Raw genomic sequence first — 17,109 nt, 5'->3', positions numbered from 1 at the left:
GTGCGGTGCAGTCCTAGACAGCTCCACCACACCGGAGGTCTTCGCCATGATCAAGCCCGCCAAGTGTCAACAACGCTCGTGATCAATACACCTAGCCTCGCGCTTTCAGCAGAGTGCGACGTCTGTTCGTGATCAAAAAGCAGGAGCGCTCCTCCGACCTGGGAGAGCCGGACGTCGTCCCGGACGATGCGCCGGCCTCGATCGAGGCGACCCGGGCACAGTGCCGCCGCCATGGACCGGCGGTTGTCCCGCGAAGGTCAAGTACAGCCGGGGGCACTTGACGGGTTGCCGTGTGTCTGGTGGTGTTCTTTCTCCGCTCGCCTGGCGGGGCGGACGAGGACTCACCACGCGCGGGGGACGCATGAGTGATCGCGAGTTGTGGGCGAGTATGGGCCTCCTGGCCACATTCCTGGGCTTTGTCGTGTCGATCTTCGTCGGCCCACCCGCCTGGTTCCTGGGCATCCTGTTCGCCGTACTGACCGTGAGCGTACTGATCATCCGGACCGAGCAGAAGAAGCGCGGCCACCGCTGAAGCCGCACTGCCTGTTCAACCTGCTCACCGAACTTAGACCGTGTCCTACGTGGTCCAGTTGCGGATAGGGGCTGGGGCGGCGGACAGGAGCTGGTCGATTGCTTCTATGTAGCGGCTGTAGCGGCCGGGCGCGTGGCTGAGGGTGATGCCGAGGGTCCGCAGTCCGCTCTGGGCTCGGCGGTCGTAGATGGCCATGCGGTCTGGTGCGGCTGCGGTGAGGAAGGCGGAGGCGAGGGCGTCACCGCATGCTCGGCTCCGCGGCGTCGTTTCCTGATTGCCGGGGGGCGGTCCGCACAGCAGAGGTGCTACCTGCTGCTCCGGGGGTGGTTGCTGCTGCCGGCGGTGGCAGCCGGGGGTGGTGCGCGCCAGCGGTGGCGTGAGGGACCTGCCCGGGGTGGTCTTCGGCGACGTCCCTGAACCGCGCTCGCTCGTAGCCTGCGTCGACTGGCGCTGTCTCGAGAATGCGCTGGCAGACGGGGGCGGGCGGTGTGGGAGAACCGACCTACGGAGGATCGGGGCCGGGCATGGCTGTGAGGGCTGCACGCTTGGCTTGAGGAGCCGCTGGCGGATGAGCGTGCCTGGGGGGGCCATGCCGGCCCAGCCGTCGCCCGCGCCTACCTGCTGGCCGGAGAGCTGGCCGCCGCCGGATGGGACCCCGACGCCGGGTTCGCCCGCTACGAGGCAAGGATGCGCTCCTTCGTCGAGGCCAACCAGGAGATCGGCCGGTTGAACGCCCGCAGCCGCGACGTCCCCGGGCCAGACGCCGAGCCGCGCCCCGATTTCACCGGCGAACGGTTCACGGAGCTGGTAGGGCGCGCGATCAACGGCGTCGAGCTGCCCGACTACGCGGGGGTGCCGGACTCCGCAGCCCCGGCCGGATCGCCGATCACCTCGTCGGCCAAGCTGTAGGTTTCACATAACGCGTCTATTGGCGGTGGCGCGGCGGCCTACCGGATCGCCGACGCGCTCGGCACCCCGAACGCGATCGGCGAGAAGGCGAACGTGACGGCCTTCGTGGTGCGCCGGTTCGTCGACCGCGGCCTACTGGTCGACCTGAGCGCGAACCCCGAGGGGACGCTGCATCACCCCGACCAGGTCGCGGAGGTCTGCCGTCGCGAGCGATTCGGCCAGCTGGGACCTCGAACAGATGGTTCCCGGCGAATCTGTCCAACGGCTCACCACCGAGAACACCACCCTCAAGCGCCGCGTCCAGTAACTGTCCCAGGAACACCGAGCCCTGCAGGAACGGCTTGAAGGCGCCCGCTCCAACCTCCGTTTCGCCGACAAGCGCATCGCCGACCTCGAAGCACACGTCCTGGAGCTGCAGCGGTCACACTGAGTACCCGCACAGTGCATGCTCAGTGGCGAGTCGTGGCGTGTGCTCCCCGGACGGCGCACCGTGCCCCGGGAGCGGCTGTCAAGCGGCAGTGTGGGTGAACTCGGTCAGCGCGGTCCGTAGGTTGTCCAGGTACACCAGAAAGAACGAGGTTGTGTCCTCCTCGGATACGTAGTCCTCGATGCAGAACCGGCGCACGTCGTGTGCCTGGGTGACGATCTGGTCGGCCAGATCAGCCAGATCAGGGCGCAGTGCTCGGGTCCGCTCGGCTTCGGCCCGCAGGTGGAACAGGGCGTTGTCCACGTGGATCAAGGCCTGCTCCTCCCAGTCGTAGCCCGGACCCCGTTCCCCGTTGAAATCGGCAGAGGCATGGACTGTCCAGACCGAATCCGCCCGGGACATGAAGTCACGGGCGGCGTTGGAGAGGCGGACCACCGGATCCGTCTCTCCGGCATGGACGATGACATCCCGCCCGGCCGCGAGGTGCCCGCCGTACACCTGGGTGACGACGGCTTTCCGGCGGCGCCAGGGCCAGCGGATCACTGGTACCGGTCCAGGCTGAAGCCGATGATGTCCCGTCCGGCCGCGATGCCGTCGGGGCCCGATCGGACGTCCACGTCCGCGTCCACGTCGGCAACGCCGTTCGACGGCGAAGATTGCGCCGCCCCGGGGGCGACGACATCCCCGACGGCGGAAGCCCGGCCGCCGTAAATCTGGATACGTCGACGCTGGGGGGTGCTGGCGGTGAGGGAGGCAACGGACCAGACGAGTGCGGCCGCGCTCAGGAAAGCGCCGACAAGAGAGGCCACCCAGCTGGCCGTCTCTAGGTCCGCGAGGGCGACAGCGAGTCCCAGAGCAACCACGCCGACGGCAGAAAGCCCGGCCGTCGCCCACAAGGCAGGGCGGATGATCGGGGGTGCGGGCCCAGTGGCAGGGCTCAGGACGTTGGGGTCCATCGGGTTCCTCCCGTGAGTCGTTGCGCCCGCTCGGGCACAGCAGTCACTCTGAGGGAGGGGCACACCCTCGCGCAAACCTAGTTTTTGCAGGTCAGAACCCTTGGAGGGCCGTCCGGCGAACGCACTTATGTGCAAGGCATCACACTCTGTCGACTTTGCGGCCTGGGGGGCAGTGCTCCGGGAGCGAATGGACCCCGCCTGGCCTTCTCTTCTGCCCTGGTCCCGTTCTAACACCGTCCCTGACACGCCCGGACGCATCTTCCCACTTCACGGCGACGCGATCAGAGCAGCGATCGGTAAACGCGAGTTCGACTGGATGGTGCGGCTCGGTTGGGTCCGCTCGCCGCAGTCGATCGAGGTCCGCTTCGGCACCAGCCGGGCCGGGACCGTCGACGTCGCGCTCTATACCACGGCATCCGTCGACGCGGTCATCCCCGCCCACCCCGAGGTCGACTGGGAGCTGGTACGCGCGGTGGAGAAGGGCCGGCGCTCCCCTCTCGCCGCGCTGGGGAAGCAGACCGCCCCGGCCTGACCCGGGCCACCCATCGTCGATGCCGCCTCTCCCCCGTATCCGGCGGGGAGGGGCGGCGTCGCCGTGTGGTGTCAGCCGCGGCGGCGGAACAGCCCGCGGAGCTTGCCCGGCTCCCGGTCGTGCTCCGGCTCCGGTTCTGATGGCGTGGCGGCCTGGAGTCGGGCTGCTTGGGCGGCGGCTTCCTTGCGGGCGACGTCGTCGGCGTGGCAGTCGCCGCACACCGACAGGTCCCCGGCCTTCCAGGCAGTTCTCGCGGTGGTCTCCTCCCAGCGCTCGTCGGTGAACTTCCGCCCGCACCGCCTGCACACCGGCCGCCGTGCCTCCCGCTCAGCGGCACGGCGCCGTTCGTCTGCCGCTTCGGTGCGGGCGTACTGGCAGCGGTAGAGGGCATCGCCGTCGGGGTTGTCGAGCGCGTCGGTCAGGGTCTGTTCGTCCTTGCACCCCAGGCTCCGCCACACCGCCGCGTCCGCGCCGTGCTCCGTCAGCTGCTCCAGAGTGGTGACGACGACCGGCACGGCCTGGCTGTAGTCCTCCGCCGTGATCGCCTCGCGGTAGTAGGTCTCGTACCGGCGCGGCGCCCAGAAGCGGCGGCCGGGTCGTGTGGTGCGCGCGCCGCGCGGTGGCGGTGCACACCACCACCGCGCGGCGCGCGCACCACCGCACCGCGCTGTCCATCGCGGTGCGCGCCATCGGTGCCGGCGCACCGCACCAGGCACGCCACGGGCGGCGGGCTCCTATATCACGCACCCCCTTGACCGCGGTCTGATCGGCGGCCGGAGGGCGCTGTGGCAAGGAGAAATGGGCCGGGTAGCAGAGGTGGACAAGGGGGCGCACGTGCGGGTAGCAGACCTGGGCAAGGGGTCACGCGCGAACCCGGCCCCACCTGGAGGAGGGGTGCTGGTGCGCGCGCCAATGCAGTGCGCGCACCGGGTGCGGTGGACATCGCGGTGCGCACCTCGGTGGCGTCCATCGTCATCCGGTGCGCACCGGAGTGGAGTCCACTCGGTGGAGCCCATCGGGTGGACTCCACCGAGTGGAACCCATCGGATGGGCTCCACTCGGTGGACGGTGTCCGGCTCGTCACCACAGCCAGGCGTTGGAGTGCCGCACTCGGGACAGGGCACGCGCGTCGCGGCGCGCGGCCGCGTTGCCGATCCGGTTCTGCCGGGAGCGGGGCCGGCGCGACTGCGCGGCGGCGAGGCGGCGCTTCCCGGCTTCCTGGAGTCGCTTCCGCTGCTTGCGCAGTTCCGCCTTCTTCGTCGCCTTCGACTTCGGCTTCCGGGGCCGCTTCCAGATCGGCTGCCACCCCAGGGGGTCGTCGGGCTCGGGCTCCTGGTCCTCGTTGAGCGCGGCGGCCATCTTCGCGCGGTCGGCGCGGGCGCGGGCGAGGGCTTCGTCGGGGTTGGGGCGTTCTTCCGGGGTGCTCACGCAACTCCTCCTGTGGTTCGGCCCGGCGTGTGCTGGGTGCCGGGCTGCTGGGTGTGCGGCGGCGGGGACGTCGCCGGGGCGGGCTGCGGGCGGGGGCCGTGGGCGACTTCGCGCGCCCCCCGACTGTCCTGGAGCGTGGCGGCCACCTGCGCAGCGGCGGCTTCCAAGGTCTGGCGCGTCTGTTCCGCCGTGTCAACGCCGGTCTCCTGCTTCAGGAGGCGGCAGTCCTTCGGGCCGGTACGGAACGGCCGGGGGTGCGGCCTCGAGGCGGCGGGCACCGCGACGGCGTACGGGCGGGGGCGGGAGCCCAGTCGCTCCGCACGGCGCACCGCATGGACCCGGGCGGCCAGGGCACCGGCGGCGAGGCGGGCCCGCTCGTACGGCGGGGCGGTCCGCTTGCGGGCCAGCGGGCGCAGCACGGCCTGGTCCTCGGTGTCGCGCGGGTACAGGGCGCGCAGGTCGGCGGTCATCATCCGTCGGCTGGCCGGGCGGGCGTAGTCGTCGACGACCGTCTGCACGATCTGGTTGTCCAGGCCCGGCTGGTGTGGCCGGCCGCGCAGGACGTAGGAGAGGTAGCGGCGGGCTTCGGCGAGCAGGTGGTGGCGCGCGAAGGCGCCGCGCATCACGTACACCACGGCGACGACGTCGACGGCCGCCAGCGCGATGTCGACCACCGGCCGCACCCGCGCCCACACCGCCACGGCCGCCGCCCGCGCCCGCTCGGCGAGCCGGTCGACGACGTCGGCGCCGCAGGCCCGGATCGCTAAGGTGCGCCATCGCTTGCGCAGCTCGGTCAGCGACAGCAGCTCCGTGCGCTTGGGCGGGCGGGTCTGGTCGGCGGCCTGGCAGGCCAGCGCGTAGGAGGCCCGCTCCCCCGGCGCGTGCCCCTGCCGTTCCTCGTACCTGACGGTCAGCACGGGCAGCGCGTCCTCGATCTGCTGGCGGCGGGTCGACTGCCAGCCGAGGAGCCGCCGGTCGATGCCCGCGATCTCCATGACCGGCCGGCGGCCGGGCGTCACCTCGCGCGGCTCCCACGCCCACCCGAGCCGGGCGGACACCTCCTCCATGAAGTACAGGATGTAGAGGGTGTCGGCCGAGACGATGTGGGCCATCAGCGAGTCCGCCGACAGGTTGCCCCACTTCCCGTCGTGCGGCCGCCGGGCCCGGACCGACACCACCGCGTGCGCGTGGAGCAGCGGCCTCGATTCCGTGGCCCTGGACTCGTAGTGCCTAAAGAGTCCCTGACAGAAGCTGTTGATCATGTGCCTTTCGGCTCGGGTGATCGTTGGTCTGGTCGTGGGGAAACGACAGTCGCGGCCGTGGATCGTCTCGGACGAACTGTGGTCGCTCATCGAGCCGTTGCTGCCCGTGCCGGGTCCGAAGCCGGTCGAGGGCAGACCGCGGATTCCGGACCGGCAGGCGTTGTGCGGGTTCCTGTTCGTGCTACACACCGGCATCCAGTGGGAGTACCTGCCGCAGGAGCTGGGATTCGGTTCGGGGATGACCTGCTGGCGGCGGCTGGCCGCGTGGAATGAGGCCGGCGTGTGGAACGAACTGCATCTGGTGCTGCTGAGGAAGCTGCGCGTCGCGAAGAAGCTGGACTGGTCGTAGCCGGCGTCGAAGACGATGAGGATGTCGCGGTCGCCGACGTGCCAGCGGCCCCTCTCGATCAGGTCCGTGACGACCCGGCGGAGTTGGGTGGCGGTGGCCTCGTCGGTGTCGTCCTCGGGTCCGAGGCGGACGGCGTCCAAGAAGCTGGCACCAGGACGTGGCGGCCCGATTCGAGGGTGGCGACGAAGGAGTAGGGCCAGCCGGGGATGAACCGGTCCGAGGACCGTCCGCTGCGGCCGTAGACGGGGCAGAACAAGCGGTCCGCGCTGGTCGGCGCGTCGGGGCGGAGCCAGTTGCTGATGTCGACCGCGAGGACCAGGCGCCCGTCGGCGGCCTGCGACATCGGGAGACCGGCCGGTACCTGCCGCAGCCGGGGCACGTCCACGTTCCCGTGGTTCAACGCCTCGTACATCGCGCCGTGCCCACGCCGGTGTTCGGCCGTCAACGTCAGATCCACCGGCGTGGTCACCGGCCCGTCCGCGCACAGCACCGCGCGTCGGTCAGCTCGAGTAGCGTGTCCCCGCGCACGGTCAGACGGTCGAAGAAGTCGTTCCGGAAGTGTGATGCCACCGCGAACACTGCGCGCCGGACATCGTGATGCAGCAGACTCATTCCCCCACGGCCTTCGTACCGGTCAAGTGCCTCTTTGATCGAAGCGCATGATCAGACGGAGGCCGTTTCCACGTCCCTAAAGGCTGTCCCGTAACCGTTAGCTGGCGCAGGCATTGAGCCGCTCCCTGTGCTGGCCGCCGTGGGTGCCGAGGGTGTTGTCAGTGGGCGAGGGCACACTGCCTGCACGAGCGACTCTTCATCCATCGCAGCTGATGCGTCCCACGCCTCCCCTGTCTGGGTGGAGTCGATGGGCGGCCCTTTGATCGTCGTCCCCGTCTCCGCCCTGGGTGCATGGCGCGGCTGCACTGAGAGCGGGGTCTTGGCGGGGGACGCCACCGCTCCAGACGACTACGACCGGGCCTGTGCGGAGGACGATTTGGCCGGTGTGATCACCGTTGGCGACAACGGTGCGCAGGCACTGGTGCTGGCGGACGAGCCGGCCACTAGCTGCTACCTGCCCGAGCGCCGAGCGTTCCTGCGGTGGCTTGCCGCCGACTGCGAGGCCGGGCTGAGGACCGCGGCCAGCGCTGTTCTCGCCGACCCGGCCACAGCGTGGGAGGAGTGCGGCACCTGGGTGTCGGACGGTCCGGCGGTGCTCATGGACTCCGCCGAAGCGGGTTCCGAACTGGGCATCGGGTATTCCCAGCGGCGGAATGTCCGACCAGGCATCGGTCCCGTTGCCCGCCGGCTGCTGGAAGGTCCGCGCCACCCACACCAAGGTGGACGAGGAGAACTGGGTCGGCCTGGTTCAGCTCCTGCCCACCGAATCCTGAACAGGCAGTGCCTCGGTCGGGTCCGGTTCAGGCGCGCCGCGTAAGGTTGTGCAGATGGGCGATGCCGAGCATCGCGTGGTGGACGCCTTCGCCTTTCAGCCGACAGTCGCGAAGGATCTTCCAAGTCTTCATCCGCGCGAAGGCGTGCACGACGCGAGCACGGACTCGGCGGTGCGAGGCGTTGTGCTGCTGCTTCCATGCCGCAAGCTCCTCGCCTGGAGCACGTCGGTGCGGGATGACCAGCCCGGTGCCGCGGTAGCCGCCGTCAGCGGTGGTGGTGACCCGGCCGACCATGGCCTTTGCACCCGATTCTTCCCAAGCCTTGCAGTCGTTGCGGTTACCGGGCACTGGCCGGCCCACGGCGACAACCAAGCTGCTTTCCGCGTCCAGCACGATCTGGTGATTGGTGGAGTAACGGTAGTTCTTGGACTGTTGGGCGATGGTGCGGTCGCGGGTGGGTACCAAAGTGCCGTCCACGATCAGAACGGTGCCCCTGCGAAACCGTTGGCGAGCCTTGAGCGCGAGCAGCGGACCGGGGCAGCGGACGATCCGAGCGGCTGCAGACCTCGACACCCCGAACAGCGGGGCTAACTGCCGCAGCGTGAGGTTTGTGCGCCAGTACGCGACCACCAGCAGCACCCGGTCCTGGCCGCCCAGGACGGGACACACCCGCCTCCTCCCGACGCAGCACGTTGACCAACGCACCGAAGGACCGAGGGGACAGCCCCGTGAACGGAGCTATCCAAGACGGATCAGACGCTGTGATCACACCAGCCACACCAAGATCGTCTCACTCGTGACCAGCGGTTACGGGACAGCCTTCAGGACGGCTCGCGCCCGGGGTCCGTTTTAGAGATAAGCCAGCCCGCCTCCGCTGTCGAGGAAAGTGGTGAGTTCCTGCGTGGCAGAGTCGCCTTCTCGTACTGCGGAGTGCTCGGCCAGCGCTTCTGCCGCCGTGGAGTACGAACTGCTGCGGCAGAAGAGCACGTGGCCGCCGGCCGGGTGCCTGTTGAGGGGGATCAGCGGCATCAAATCCATCTCGATGGCCGTCGACACGTACAGTGCCACCAGTTTCCTGCGCAGAGATTCCATTTCGACGGTGTTCTCGAAGTCGAAGGAAAGCGAGAAATGTCCTTCGAGTAGCTGGGCTGCCCCCGTCCACCGTTCCGAGGGGCAGTCGGCGGCTCCGATTCCCAGGGCGTAACCCGAGTTCCGGCGCGGGAGCGGCTCGATCTCGCTGTGGTCATCGGCCTTGAAGCGCGGGTGGCGCAGATAGGTGGATTCCACGAACGGCAGCATCGAGAACTTTGCCAGTCCCGCACGCCTCCCGAATCTCCTGAGGTACACCCGGGAGTCTTCCGACGGTGCGGGCTGCTCCTCCGCCAAGATTTTGGTCGACCAAGTGAACAGCTGATGGCCTGTGAATGCCGCAAGCGTCTCCTGCAGGCATGTCAGTTCGTCGATGGGGTCGCACATGATCCAGAACGCGGAAACCCCGGGCAGACTGCCCTCGAGTGCGGAGATGCGAGAGTCGATTCCCGGACAATCCCATGCGGGCTGACCGAAGATGGTTTTTTGCACCGCATTCTGCGAGTGATTATTCAGCACCTCTGGGCCTTCCTTGCAGACCATATCCGGAATCCATGCTCCCATAGTAGACATGTTCGCCATTGGGACCGTGGTAGTGAGGTAGCGCCCACTCGTCCTTGTCCTTGAAGAAGTGCCCATTGGCGTGATGGTGGATTTCCACGATGTTCCCCTTGGAGTCGATAGCGTTGATCGTTTCCCAAGGTTCACCGTTGGGACCTGTCAGATTCGGGTTCTTACCCCACTGCGGAGTTCGTTCGATGAGAGAGGGGTCGGTCACGCCGTGCCGCCGCAGTGCTTCGTTCAACGCCTCCTCCTGAGTGGGGTAGACGACGTCCCCGCGGGCGGCGTTGAGAGGGACGTGGTTCTCCTCCCCGCCGATGGGACACGGTCCAAGGCCCAGTGGGTCGCCCCACAGGTGTGGGTTGTGGATGTAGGCGACGGGATTGGGTGCGGGGGTGAGCCCGAGTGGGTCGGGGCTGAGGTAGCGGGCGGTGTCCGGGTCGTAGTGGCGGAAGCAGTTGTAGTGGAGTTCGCTCTCGGGGTCGTAGTACTGCCCGGGAAAGCGCAGAGGCGTGTAGGTGGTGCTGCTGGTGGCCCACGCCGTCGTACCCCACAGAGTGCTGCGGGTGCGCCAGGCGATCTCTCCGTGTTCGTCAACGAGCTCGCTGGGTGTGCCGATCAGGTCGGTGATGATGGCGAAGAAGCGGGAGTCGATCTCGCCTTGGGGAGCGTCGGGCGAGATGATGCGTTCCGTCTGACTCAGGGGGCACAGGCCCTGATGGTCCCAGGTGAGGGTGACCGGGTTGGGCAGGTCAGGGGAGCGCGTCGTCTGTTCGCAGAGCGTTGTGCCGTCCCACGTGAAGTCGACGCGTTCGATCACCGTTTCGCCGTCTTCCGCCAGGCGCAGTTTTGCCGTGCGGCGGCCCAGCGGATCGTAGGTGTAGCGCCAGCGAGTTCCATCCGGGGTCGTCACCGAGATGAGGCGGTCCTCGGCGTCCCATGCGTAGCACCAGGTGTCCGGCTTGCGTGAGAGTCGCGTCTTCTGCCGGAGGGTGATGCGCCCGAGTGCGTCGTGTTCGTAGCGAATGTTTCCGGCGCGGGTAATGCGGGTGCCCGTGTACTGGCGGGTTCCGGTCGCGTCCTGGCCCGGGTGGCCGGCCGGCCAGCTTGCCTGTGTCTGGTTGCCCGCCTCGTCGTACGCGTACCGTTCCGTCCAGCCCTCTGCGTGTACTGCCGTTACGCGACCTGTCGCGTCCAGATCGAAGCGGCGGGATCCGGAGAGCTGGTCGTCGATGCCGACGAGGTTGCCGTCGGCGCGGTAGGTGTACGCCCGGTGTTGCAACCTGCGGTCTGTGGCGCTGGTCACCGACTGGGTCGTCAGGCGGCCCAGTGCGTCGAAGGTGTGCTCCAGTGCGATCGTTCCGCCGATGCTGCGGTTCAGTTCTCGTCCCGCCGCGTCGTAGGTGAAGTCGACGCGCCGCCCGGAAGCCACCATGTCGGCACGGCGCCCCGCGGCGTCGTACGACCAGGTGGTGGTGGCACCCGTGGGAGTCGTACGGCCTGTGACGCGGCCCAGCACATCGTGGGTGTACGTCAGTGTGCGGCCGTTGACCGTTTCCGAGTGCAGGCGGCCGTACTGGTCACGGAGGCGGCTGAGGGTGGATCCTTCGGGGCCGGTGGCCTGGGCCAGTTGGTCGGTCAGGTCGTAGGCGTATTCGGTGACCTGTCCCGCCGCATCCTTGCGGGTCAGCTGCCCCAGCTCGTTGCGTCCGAAGGTCACCACTTCGCCCAGAGCATTGACGCGCGAGACGAGGCGGCCCGCAGGATCGTAGGCGTAGGTCAGTCTGCGGTCGTCGAAATCCGTCTCCGCCACCGTGCGCCCGGCAGCGTCGTACTCGTAACTCCACTCAAGTCCGTGTGGGTTGGTGACCTTCGTCAGACGCAACTCTGTGTCGTAGCCGAATTCATAGCGAACACCGTTCGGGGCCGTGCGGGCCGCCAGCAGGTCGAAGTGGGTGTACTCGAAGCGGGAGACGCCGCCGATCGGGTCGGTGTAGCTGGTGCAGTTGCCCTCGCCGTCGTACGCCCATGTCTCGGTGGTGCCGTCAGGCGCCGTACGGCGGGTTAGGCGGCCCTCGACCGACCACTCCAGCATTGTTGGCACGCCGGTGGGGTCCGTAACGGCGACCGGTCGGCCGTAGGCGTCCCGTTCGTAGCGGATGGTCCCGCCCAGGGGATCCGTGATCTGCGAGGGGAGGCCGGCCCGGTCACAAACGACACGGGTGGTGTGGCCAAGCGGGTCCGTCACGGACGTCAGGTTGCCGGCCTCGTCGTACGTGAAGCGGATGACGCGGCCCGCCGGGTCCGTCACCGAGGTGCGGTTGCCGCGCGCATCGTAGGTCTGGCGGATCACAGTGCCGTCAGGGTTCACCACCTTCACCGGTTCACCGAGGCCGTTGTACTCCGCTCGCGCTTCGCGCCCGTCCCGGCGAACGAGCCTGGTCAGGTTGCCCGCCTCGTCGTACTCGAACGCCGTCGTGTGGCCCAGCGGATCCGTCTCGGACAGCAGGCGGTTGTAGCGGTCGCGTACGTAACGGGTGGTGGCACCGAGGGCGTCAGTCTCGGCGATCACCTGGCAGCGGCGGTTGATCAGGTATCGGGTGGCGTGGCCGTGCGAGTCGGTGATGGTCGTGGCGTGCTCGCCGGTGTCCGGGTCGACCGGTCCGTAGGTGAAGGTAGAGCGCAGGTGGCCGGCGGCGCCGGCCTGGTGGGTGCAGCGGTCCTCGTCGTCGTAGACGTACGTGAAGTGGCTGTCGTTGGTGTCGGTCCAGGAGGTGATGCGGCCCTGGTCGTCGTAGCCGAAGCGGGTCGGACGGCCAGAGGAGTTGGTCGTCTCGGTGAGGTCGCCGTCGGTGTAGCCGTAGCGGACCAGTTCCTGGTCGCCGCCGTCCGCAGCCGCACCGGCCAGGTGCAGGGCGGTGACCCGGCCCTGCGACGTCGAGACGTGCAGACGGTAGCCGCCGCTGTGGATCACCGAACGAGGTGTGCCGTCGGTGTCGTACTCGAAAGTGATCCAGTTGCCGTTGCGGTCGTCGAGCTGTTCCAGCAACGCCAGCGTGTCGGTGCGGTCGGCGAAGTGCCGTACCCGACCCGATTCTGGGTCGGTGACGGTGTACCCGTCGTCCACCCTGTCCAGCGGCCAGCGCGGACCGTGGCTGGGCAGCGTCGGTACGCCCGGTGCCGGGTGCGGGTAGGCGAGGGTCAGGCCGTCCTCGCCGACGAGAACCACGCCCTCGGCGTCGATCTCCAGGCGCTGGTCGAGCGTGGAGGACCAGGCCGGTCCGAACCAGCCGCCCAGGCGGTACGAGGACTCGAACTGCCGCTTGAGCAGTAGCGGCAGCTGGGCGGGGAGCGAGACGTCGGTCACCGGCAGCACCATACGGCCGGTCGCGACGTCGACGGGGTCCTTCTCGCAGACCTTCTCCAGCGGCCGGCGCGAGACATCCTCCGCGCCCTCTTCCACGGCGTTCCGGGCGGTCTTGCGCACTCCCTGTTCCGCGACTCCCTCCGCTCCTTCCTTCAGTGCGAGTCGCAGTCCGCCGCGGGCGAGTCCCGCGCCCTTGGTGCCGACCAGCTCGGGGATGAGGCGGCCGACGAACTCCGAGGGGTCCTTCTTGAAGCCGTCGACGGCCGCCTGGACGACCCGCTCGGGGTGGGAGGCGGTGGAGACCAGGCCGGCCAGCGTCATGTTGACGTTCTGCACATAGGCGGCCGGGTGGGTCAGGTTGTACGGGTCGGTCGGATTGAGGCCGCGGACGAAGTTGAGCAGTCCGGCCGTGCCCTTCAGCGCGCCGCCGACCACGTGGGTGAGTTCGGTGTTGACGGCCTGGTAGCCGTCCGTGAGGTCGTTACCCAGGCGCTGAAGCGGCGGCGGCTCGGCGGGTGCGTGCGCGAGCGCCGCCTTCACCTTGCCCTGCGCCTGGGAGGCGGCGGTGTTGCGCTGCTTGCGGGCCTCGGCGAGCTTGTGGACGGCGGCCTTGACGTCGGCCTTGCCCGCCTCCATGTCCTGCTTCGGCTCCGGTCCCGGGTCGTCGCCCGCACGGGCCTTGGCGTCGTAGGCCTGGGCCTTGGTCCGGTAGTCCTCGGCCGCGGCCTTGGCCGCCTTCACGCCCTTCTTGTAGAGCTCGACGGCCTCCTTGGCCTGGGCTTGCGCCCACTTGACGGTGTCCGCGTACGCCTCCAGCGCCCCGGCGGCCGTGTCACAGGCCTCGGCGGCCTGCGCCCATTTGGTGGGGTGCACGCCGAACTTCTCCCGGAACGCGTCGCCGCCCTGGCCCTGCCAGCCGGAGGAGTCGACCTTCTTCAGCCCCGTGCTCACCTTGTCGAAGGCGCCGTGGAAGTCCCGCAGGTGCTTGGCACTCTCACGGATCTTGTCCGGGTGGCCGTGGACGAGTTCGTTCGGCTCCTCGGTCTGGCCGAGCTGCTGCTCGCCCGGGGTGGCGCCCAGGTCGGAGGCGACCTCGTCGCCCCAGTCCTCCACGCTGTCGGCCCAGTCGTGCGCACCGACGTAGTCCAGCGTGCCGCCCAGTTTGTCCGTGCCGTAGTCGACAGCCTCGCCGAGTTTCTTCTTGCCCTCGTCATAGAGGTGTTCGCCGTAGCCGAGGGCGTTGTTGAGGCCGTCGCCTACGTCTCCCAAAACGCCCATCAGCCTTCACTCCCCTGCTGCTCGGCGGCCTTGGCGCGGGCCTCGGGCGAGGGTCCGAAGGTGTCGTCGAGGTACTGGTCGTACTCCTGGTCCGAGACACCGAACGCGCTGTGCAGGTTCTCGGGGTTGACGCCCATGGGGCCGAGGGTGTGCGAGGTCATCACGTCCCGGCCCGCGTCCTTCCACGCCTGCCCGCTGTTGGCCATCGCCTGGTCGAAGGACTCCTTGCTGTAGTCCACGTTCCCGCCGGACGTGGCGATGTCGCCCCAGCCCATCTTCTCCACGTCCTCCTCCGAAGCGTACGGATTGCCGATGGCCGAGTTGGCGACCACCTTGAAGGAGCCCTCGACGTAGTGCTCCGTCTCGTAGTACGTGCCCGCCGACAGACCCGTCTTCAGGGCGAACCCGTTGCCCTCGTTGATCAGCGACCGCACGCCCCACTCCCAGCGCTCGCAGAACGACTTGAAGTCGCCCGTCAGCCCCTCGTGGCCCAGCTCCAGACCGGACAGCGCGATGTCGGAGAAACCGCGCCCGGCCCCGGCCCCGCCCACCATGCCCAACTCCTTCAGCTCGCCCAGCGCCTCGGTCAGACCCTTCGCGACCAGCGCCAGCCCGTCCGCCTTCAGGTCCTTCCCACCGTCGCTCATGCCTCGTCCCCCGTCTCGAAGTCCAGCGCCGCCTCGTCGGGCACGATGCCCCGCACCGGCGGGAACACCATCCCGTCCGGCCCGTCCGCGCAGTCAAGAGCCACCCCGCAGGGCACCCCGGCCGCGGGCACCGCCACATCCAGCAGCCGCGCGCCGAGCACCGTCTGGTACGTCCACTCCCGCGCGAAGGCGCCCCGCTCCCGGGCGTAACGGGCGAGCGCCTGCTCGTCCGAGAACGCGAGGATGAACCGCACCCCGTTCCAGTCGGCAGTCAGCAGACCGCGTTCGTCGTCCGGTCCGGGGCCGTCACCAAGCGGCACGAGGACGGGGGCACGACGGAACTCGCCGAGCAGCGCCGCGAAATCCCGCTTGCGCGCCGCTGCTTCGGGGTCGTCGTGTGCAGCGGTGTGCACTCGCTCTCGAGCGATTGGCTGTTCTCCCAGCTGCGCACCCTGATCTCGCTGCTCATGCGAAGACGCCATCGGCTCGGCAGTGGCCGGCGCGTCCGTCATATCCGCGTAGTCCGCAAGTCGCGACCGTGGAACCCTCTGCGGCCCATCGACCGCACCCCCGTGCTCAGACATGCAGCACATCATCACAACTGCACACCACACCCCGCAAACGCCTGGCGGAAACAAGCGTCGCTTTGGTGCCAGCCGTGCAAGCAGGTGACCAGGCCAAGCACCGGTCGGCCAAGTAAGGCGCCAAGCGCCCTCGCCCCTCAGGCTCCTGCTCCTGCTCCTGCTCCGCGGAAGCGCCATGTCCAGATCGGAAGCCCGGTTCGAAACTGGGGCGCGGAAGCGCCGTCGCGCTGCGAAACTGTCCTGATGATCACCGTCCCTGCGGCTGTGCTGGATTCGTTGTGCGGGCTCGCGTTCGGCGACGCCTTACGACGCCCGCCCGGGTGCGGGTCAAGGGCGGCCGACGCGGGGGGGGGATGATCCGGTCCGGAAAGCCGTACTCGGAGGCGTCCCGGGCGAACGCCCTGTCAGCGGCCTCGTCCTTCTTCACCTACCTGGCGAAGGTCAGTGAGGACGCGGTGAAGAATCCCTTCGCCGCGGTGCAGCGCCCGTACATCGATCTGGACTACTCGCCCCCGGCTACACCAAGCAGGAGTGGGTCAGGCTGCTGGTTACCGGCCGGGACGGCCACCGGGTCGCCGCGTACCGCAAGCGCGCCTACGCCTTGCTGCTCATGCTCTACACCTGCTGCCTGCGCATCGACTCGCTGCTCAAGCTCGGATCGAGGATCTCGGTTATGACACGGGCCACCGGGTCCTGCTATTGGAGAAGATGAAGGTGGCGGGCGGAAGAAGAAGCCGATGCCGCCGGTGGCATGGGAAGCGCTGCAGGACTCCCTCGCTGGCCGCACCGAAGGTTGGCTGTTCTGCACGGCCAGCGGCGGCACGAACCCGCGGTGTGGCGGCTGTGTGCCTCGCTGACCAAGCGTGCCGGGCTGCCTGTGCGCGGTCCGCACGGTACAAAGGGCGACGCCGTCACCCACGCCCTGGCCAGGAAGGGCGCCCGCCCGGGCAAGGCTCAGCGCTGGGCCGACCACAAGGACTCCCGCACCACCCAGCGCTATAACCCACGTATGGAACTCCTGGACGACAGGCCCTGATACAGCCTCGCCGCCGACCTCGCTGGCGTACTGCAGCACGACGGCGCCTGAAGCGGCCGTCCGTGGTACTCGCCCTGCTGAAGAACGGGCATTCGCCCGCCGCACCACAATCTGGGCGTCCTCCCGTGGAGCGCCCGGGGGCACGTGTTCACCCGCGGCGTGCGCTTCTTCTGTGAGCTTCAGCACGCCGGTGTGGGGAACTGGCACGGCGTACCGGACGTACCGTCACGCACTCTGTCGTTCGCGTCCTTGAGGTAAATCGATGTCACTGTGGGTCCCGCTTCCTATGATCCAAGGCCCAGCACGTGCCGCGTAGCCCAAGCGGCTGAGCGCCAGAGTACGGAGAGGGACCGACAGCCGAGTGTTCGCCTACTCCGGGCCAGGATCGCGCAGCGGGTTACGGTGCCCGCAGTCCCAGCACTTCGCAGTCTCCGGAAGGTGCTCGAATCGCGTGCCGGAGACGCCGAAGGAGCCGTCGATACGGAAGCCGCCGCATCCCTGGCACGGCGTGGCCTGGAAAGGCTTGTCGCAACGGAAGCAGTCACCTTCCGCGCTGTTTTCGTCAAGTCGGGTAACTCGGGTGTCGGCACTGCCACATCGCACGCAGAACGCTTCTTGGGTCTTCATGGTCCTGGTGTACATCAGATCCGCGGCAACGTTCCCCCCGCTCTGATCCGGCGGCGTCGCTGACGGTCGCCGGCCGCGTGACGCGGAGGCAGTAGGGTCGTTGAGTCGGGTGACTCCATACAGCGGGCCCTGGGGATGCC

Annotated in this window: 13 protein-coding genes and 5 pseudogenes; 7 read left to right on the top strand and 11 right to left on the bottom strand. The window is 68.7% G+C overall.

Annotation, left to right across the window (positions count from 1 at the left end; all coding sequences use genetic code 11):
- Nucleotides 1-361: 361 nt before the first annotated feature.
- The 3 genes and pseudogenes from ACZ7KF_RS34370 to ACZ7KF_RS34360 all read left to right on the top strand — a co-directional run.
- On the top strand, nt 362-532 hold the full coding sequence (locus ACZ7KF_RS34370) for a hypothetical protein (RefSeq protein ID WP_471084056.1): 171 nt from the start codon (nt 362-364) through the stop codon (nt 530-532).
- Nucleotides 533-1,219: 687 nt separating this feature from the next.
- Nucleotides 1,220-1,441 (top strand): hypothetical protein, encoded by a 222-nt coding sequence (locus ACZ7KF_RS34365; protein WP_471084054.1) that lies wholly within the window; start codon nt 1,220-1,222, stop codon nt 1,439-1,441.
- Nucleotides 1,442-1,459: 18 nt separating this feature from the next.
- Nucleotides 1,460-1,666, top strand: a pseudogene (locus ACZ7KF_RS34360) (hypothetical protein); the annotation flags it as partial.
- 283 nt (nt 1,667-1,949) lie between these two features.
- Here the strand turns inward: ACZ7KF_RS34360 and ACZ7KF_RS34355 are convergent.
- Entirely contained in the window at nt 1,950-2,411 is a 462-nt protein-coding gene (locus ACZ7KF_RS34355) for a hypothetical protein (protein WP_471084052.1), read from the bottom strand.
- Entirely contained in the window at nt 2,408-2,824 is a 417-nt protein-coding gene (locus ACZ7KF_RS34350; RefSeq protein WP_471084050.1) for a hypothetical protein, read from the bottom strand. The genes ACZ7KF_RS34355 and ACZ7KF_RS34350 overlap by 4 nt, the downstream gene beginning before the upstream one ends.
- Nucleotides 2,825-3,140: 316 nt before the next feature.
- Here ACZ7KF_RS34350 and ACZ7KF_RS34345 point away from each other — a divergent pair, with 316 nt between their 5' ends.
- Nucleotides 3,141-3,356: a hypothetical protein gene (locus ACZ7KF_RS34345; RefSeq protein WP_471084048.1), complete on the top strand. Its 216-nt coding sequence runs from the start codon at nt 3,141-3,143 to the stop codon at nt 3,354-3,356.
- Between the two features lie 71 nt (nt 3,357-3,427).
- On the opposite strand, the gene ACZ7KF_RS34340 is transcribed toward ACZ7KF_RS34345, so the two are convergent.
- The 3 genes and pseudogenes from ACZ7KF_RS34340 to mobF form a co-directional block, all read right to left on the bottom strand.
- Nucleotides 3,428-3,871: a hypothetical protein gene (locus ACZ7KF_RS34340; protein ID WP_471084045.1), complete on the bottom strand. Its 444-nt coding sequence runs from the start codon at nt 3,869-3,871 to the stop codon at nt 3,428-3,430.
- A 565-nt stretch (nt 3,872-4,436) separates the two neighbouring features.
- Nucleotides 4,437-4,784, bottom strand: a complete 348-nt coding sequence (locus tag ACZ7KF_RS34335; RefSeq protein ID WP_471084042.1) for a hypothetical protein — start codon at nt 4,782-4,784, stop codon at nt 4,437-4,439.
- Nucleotides 4,781-6,022: pseudogene (gene mobF / locus ACZ7KF_RS34330) on the bottom strand (MobF family relaxase); the annotation flags it as partial. The pseudogene mobF and the gene ACZ7KF_RS34335, both read right to left, overlap by 4 nt.
- A 22-nt stretch (nt 6,023-6,044) precedes the next feature.
- Here mobF and ACZ7KF_RS34325 point away from each other — a divergent pair.
- Nucleotides 6,045-6,392 (top strand): annotated as a pseudogene (locus tag ACZ7KF_RS34325) (transposase); the annotation flags it as partial.
- Nucleotides 6,393-6,453: 61 nt separating this feature from the next.
- On the opposite strand, the gene ACZ7KF_RS34320 reads toward ACZ7KF_RS34325, so the two are convergent.
- On the bottom strand, nt 6,454-6,864 hold the full coding sequence (locus tag ACZ7KF_RS34320) for a transposase (protein WP_471084039.1): 411 nt from the start codon (nt 6,862-6,864) through the stop codon (nt 6,454-6,456).
- 390 nt (nt 6,865-7,254) lie between these two features.
- Between ACZ7KF_RS34320 and ACZ7KF_RS34315 the strand changes: the two are divergent.
- Nucleotides 7,255-7,578: pseudogene (locus ACZ7KF_RS34315) on the top strand (Imm21 family immunity protein); the annotation flags it as partial.
- A 229-nt stretch (nt 7,579-7,807) separates the two neighbouring features.
- On the opposite strand, the pseudogene ACZ7KF_RS34310 reads toward ACZ7KF_RS34315, so the two are convergent.
- The 5 genes and pseudogenes from ACZ7KF_RS34310 to ACZ7KF_RS34290 all read right to left on the bottom strand — a co-directional run bounded on the left by ACZ7KF_RS34310 (nt 7,808) and on the right by ACZ7KF_RS34290 (nt 15,135).
- Nucleotides 7,808-8,558, bottom strand: a pseudogene (locus tag ACZ7KF_RS34310) (transposase).
- 71 nt (nt 8,559-8,629) lie between these two features.
- Nucleotides 8,630-9,412, bottom strand: coding sequence for a hypothetical protein (locus ACZ7KF_RS34305; RefSeq protein WP_471084037.1), 783 nt, complete (start codon nt 9,410-9,412; stop codon nt 8,630-8,632).
- Nucleotides 9,378-14,075 carry a putative T7SS-secreted protein gene (locus tag ACZ7KF_RS34300; protein ID WP_471084034.1) on the bottom strand — a complete coding sequence of 1,566 codons (4,698 nt, stop codon included), beginning with the start codon at nt 14,073-14,075 and terminating at the stop codon, nt 9,378-9,380. The genes ACZ7KF_RS34305 and ACZ7KF_RS34300 overlap by 35 nt, the downstream gene beginning before the upstream one ends.
- A complete protein-coding gene (locus ACZ7KF_RS34295) occupies nt 14,075-14,722 on the bottom strand; it encodes a hypothetical protein (RefSeq protein WP_471084031.1) in 648 nt (215 codons plus the stop codon). Before ACZ7KF_RS34295 ends, ACZ7KF_RS34300 begins: the two co-directional genes overlap by 1 nt.
- Entirely contained in the window at nt 14,719-15,135 is a 417-nt protein-coding gene (locus tag ACZ7KF_RS34290; RefSeq protein WP_471084028.1) for a hypothetical protein, read from the bottom strand. Before ACZ7KF_RS34290 ends, ACZ7KF_RS34295 begins: the two co-directional genes overlap by 4 nt.
- A gap of 964 nt (nt 15,136-16,099) precedes the next feature.
- Here ACZ7KF_RS34290 and ACZ7KF_RS34285 point away from each other — a divergent pair.
- The gene (locus ACZ7KF_RS34285) at nt 16,100-16,342 is read left to right on the top strand and encodes a site-specific integrase (protein WP_471084025.1); all 243 of its coding nucleotides are present in this window, start codon (nt 16,100-16,102) and stop codon (nt 16,340-16,342) included.
- The last annotated feature ends 767 nt before the right edge of the window (nt 16,343-17,109 follow it).

It is taken from the genome of Streptomyces sp. NPDC038200 (assembly GCF_055600785.1).
Note: the sequence above shows the minus strand (reverse complement) of the source record. Positions and strands in the feature narration are given on the sequence as shown.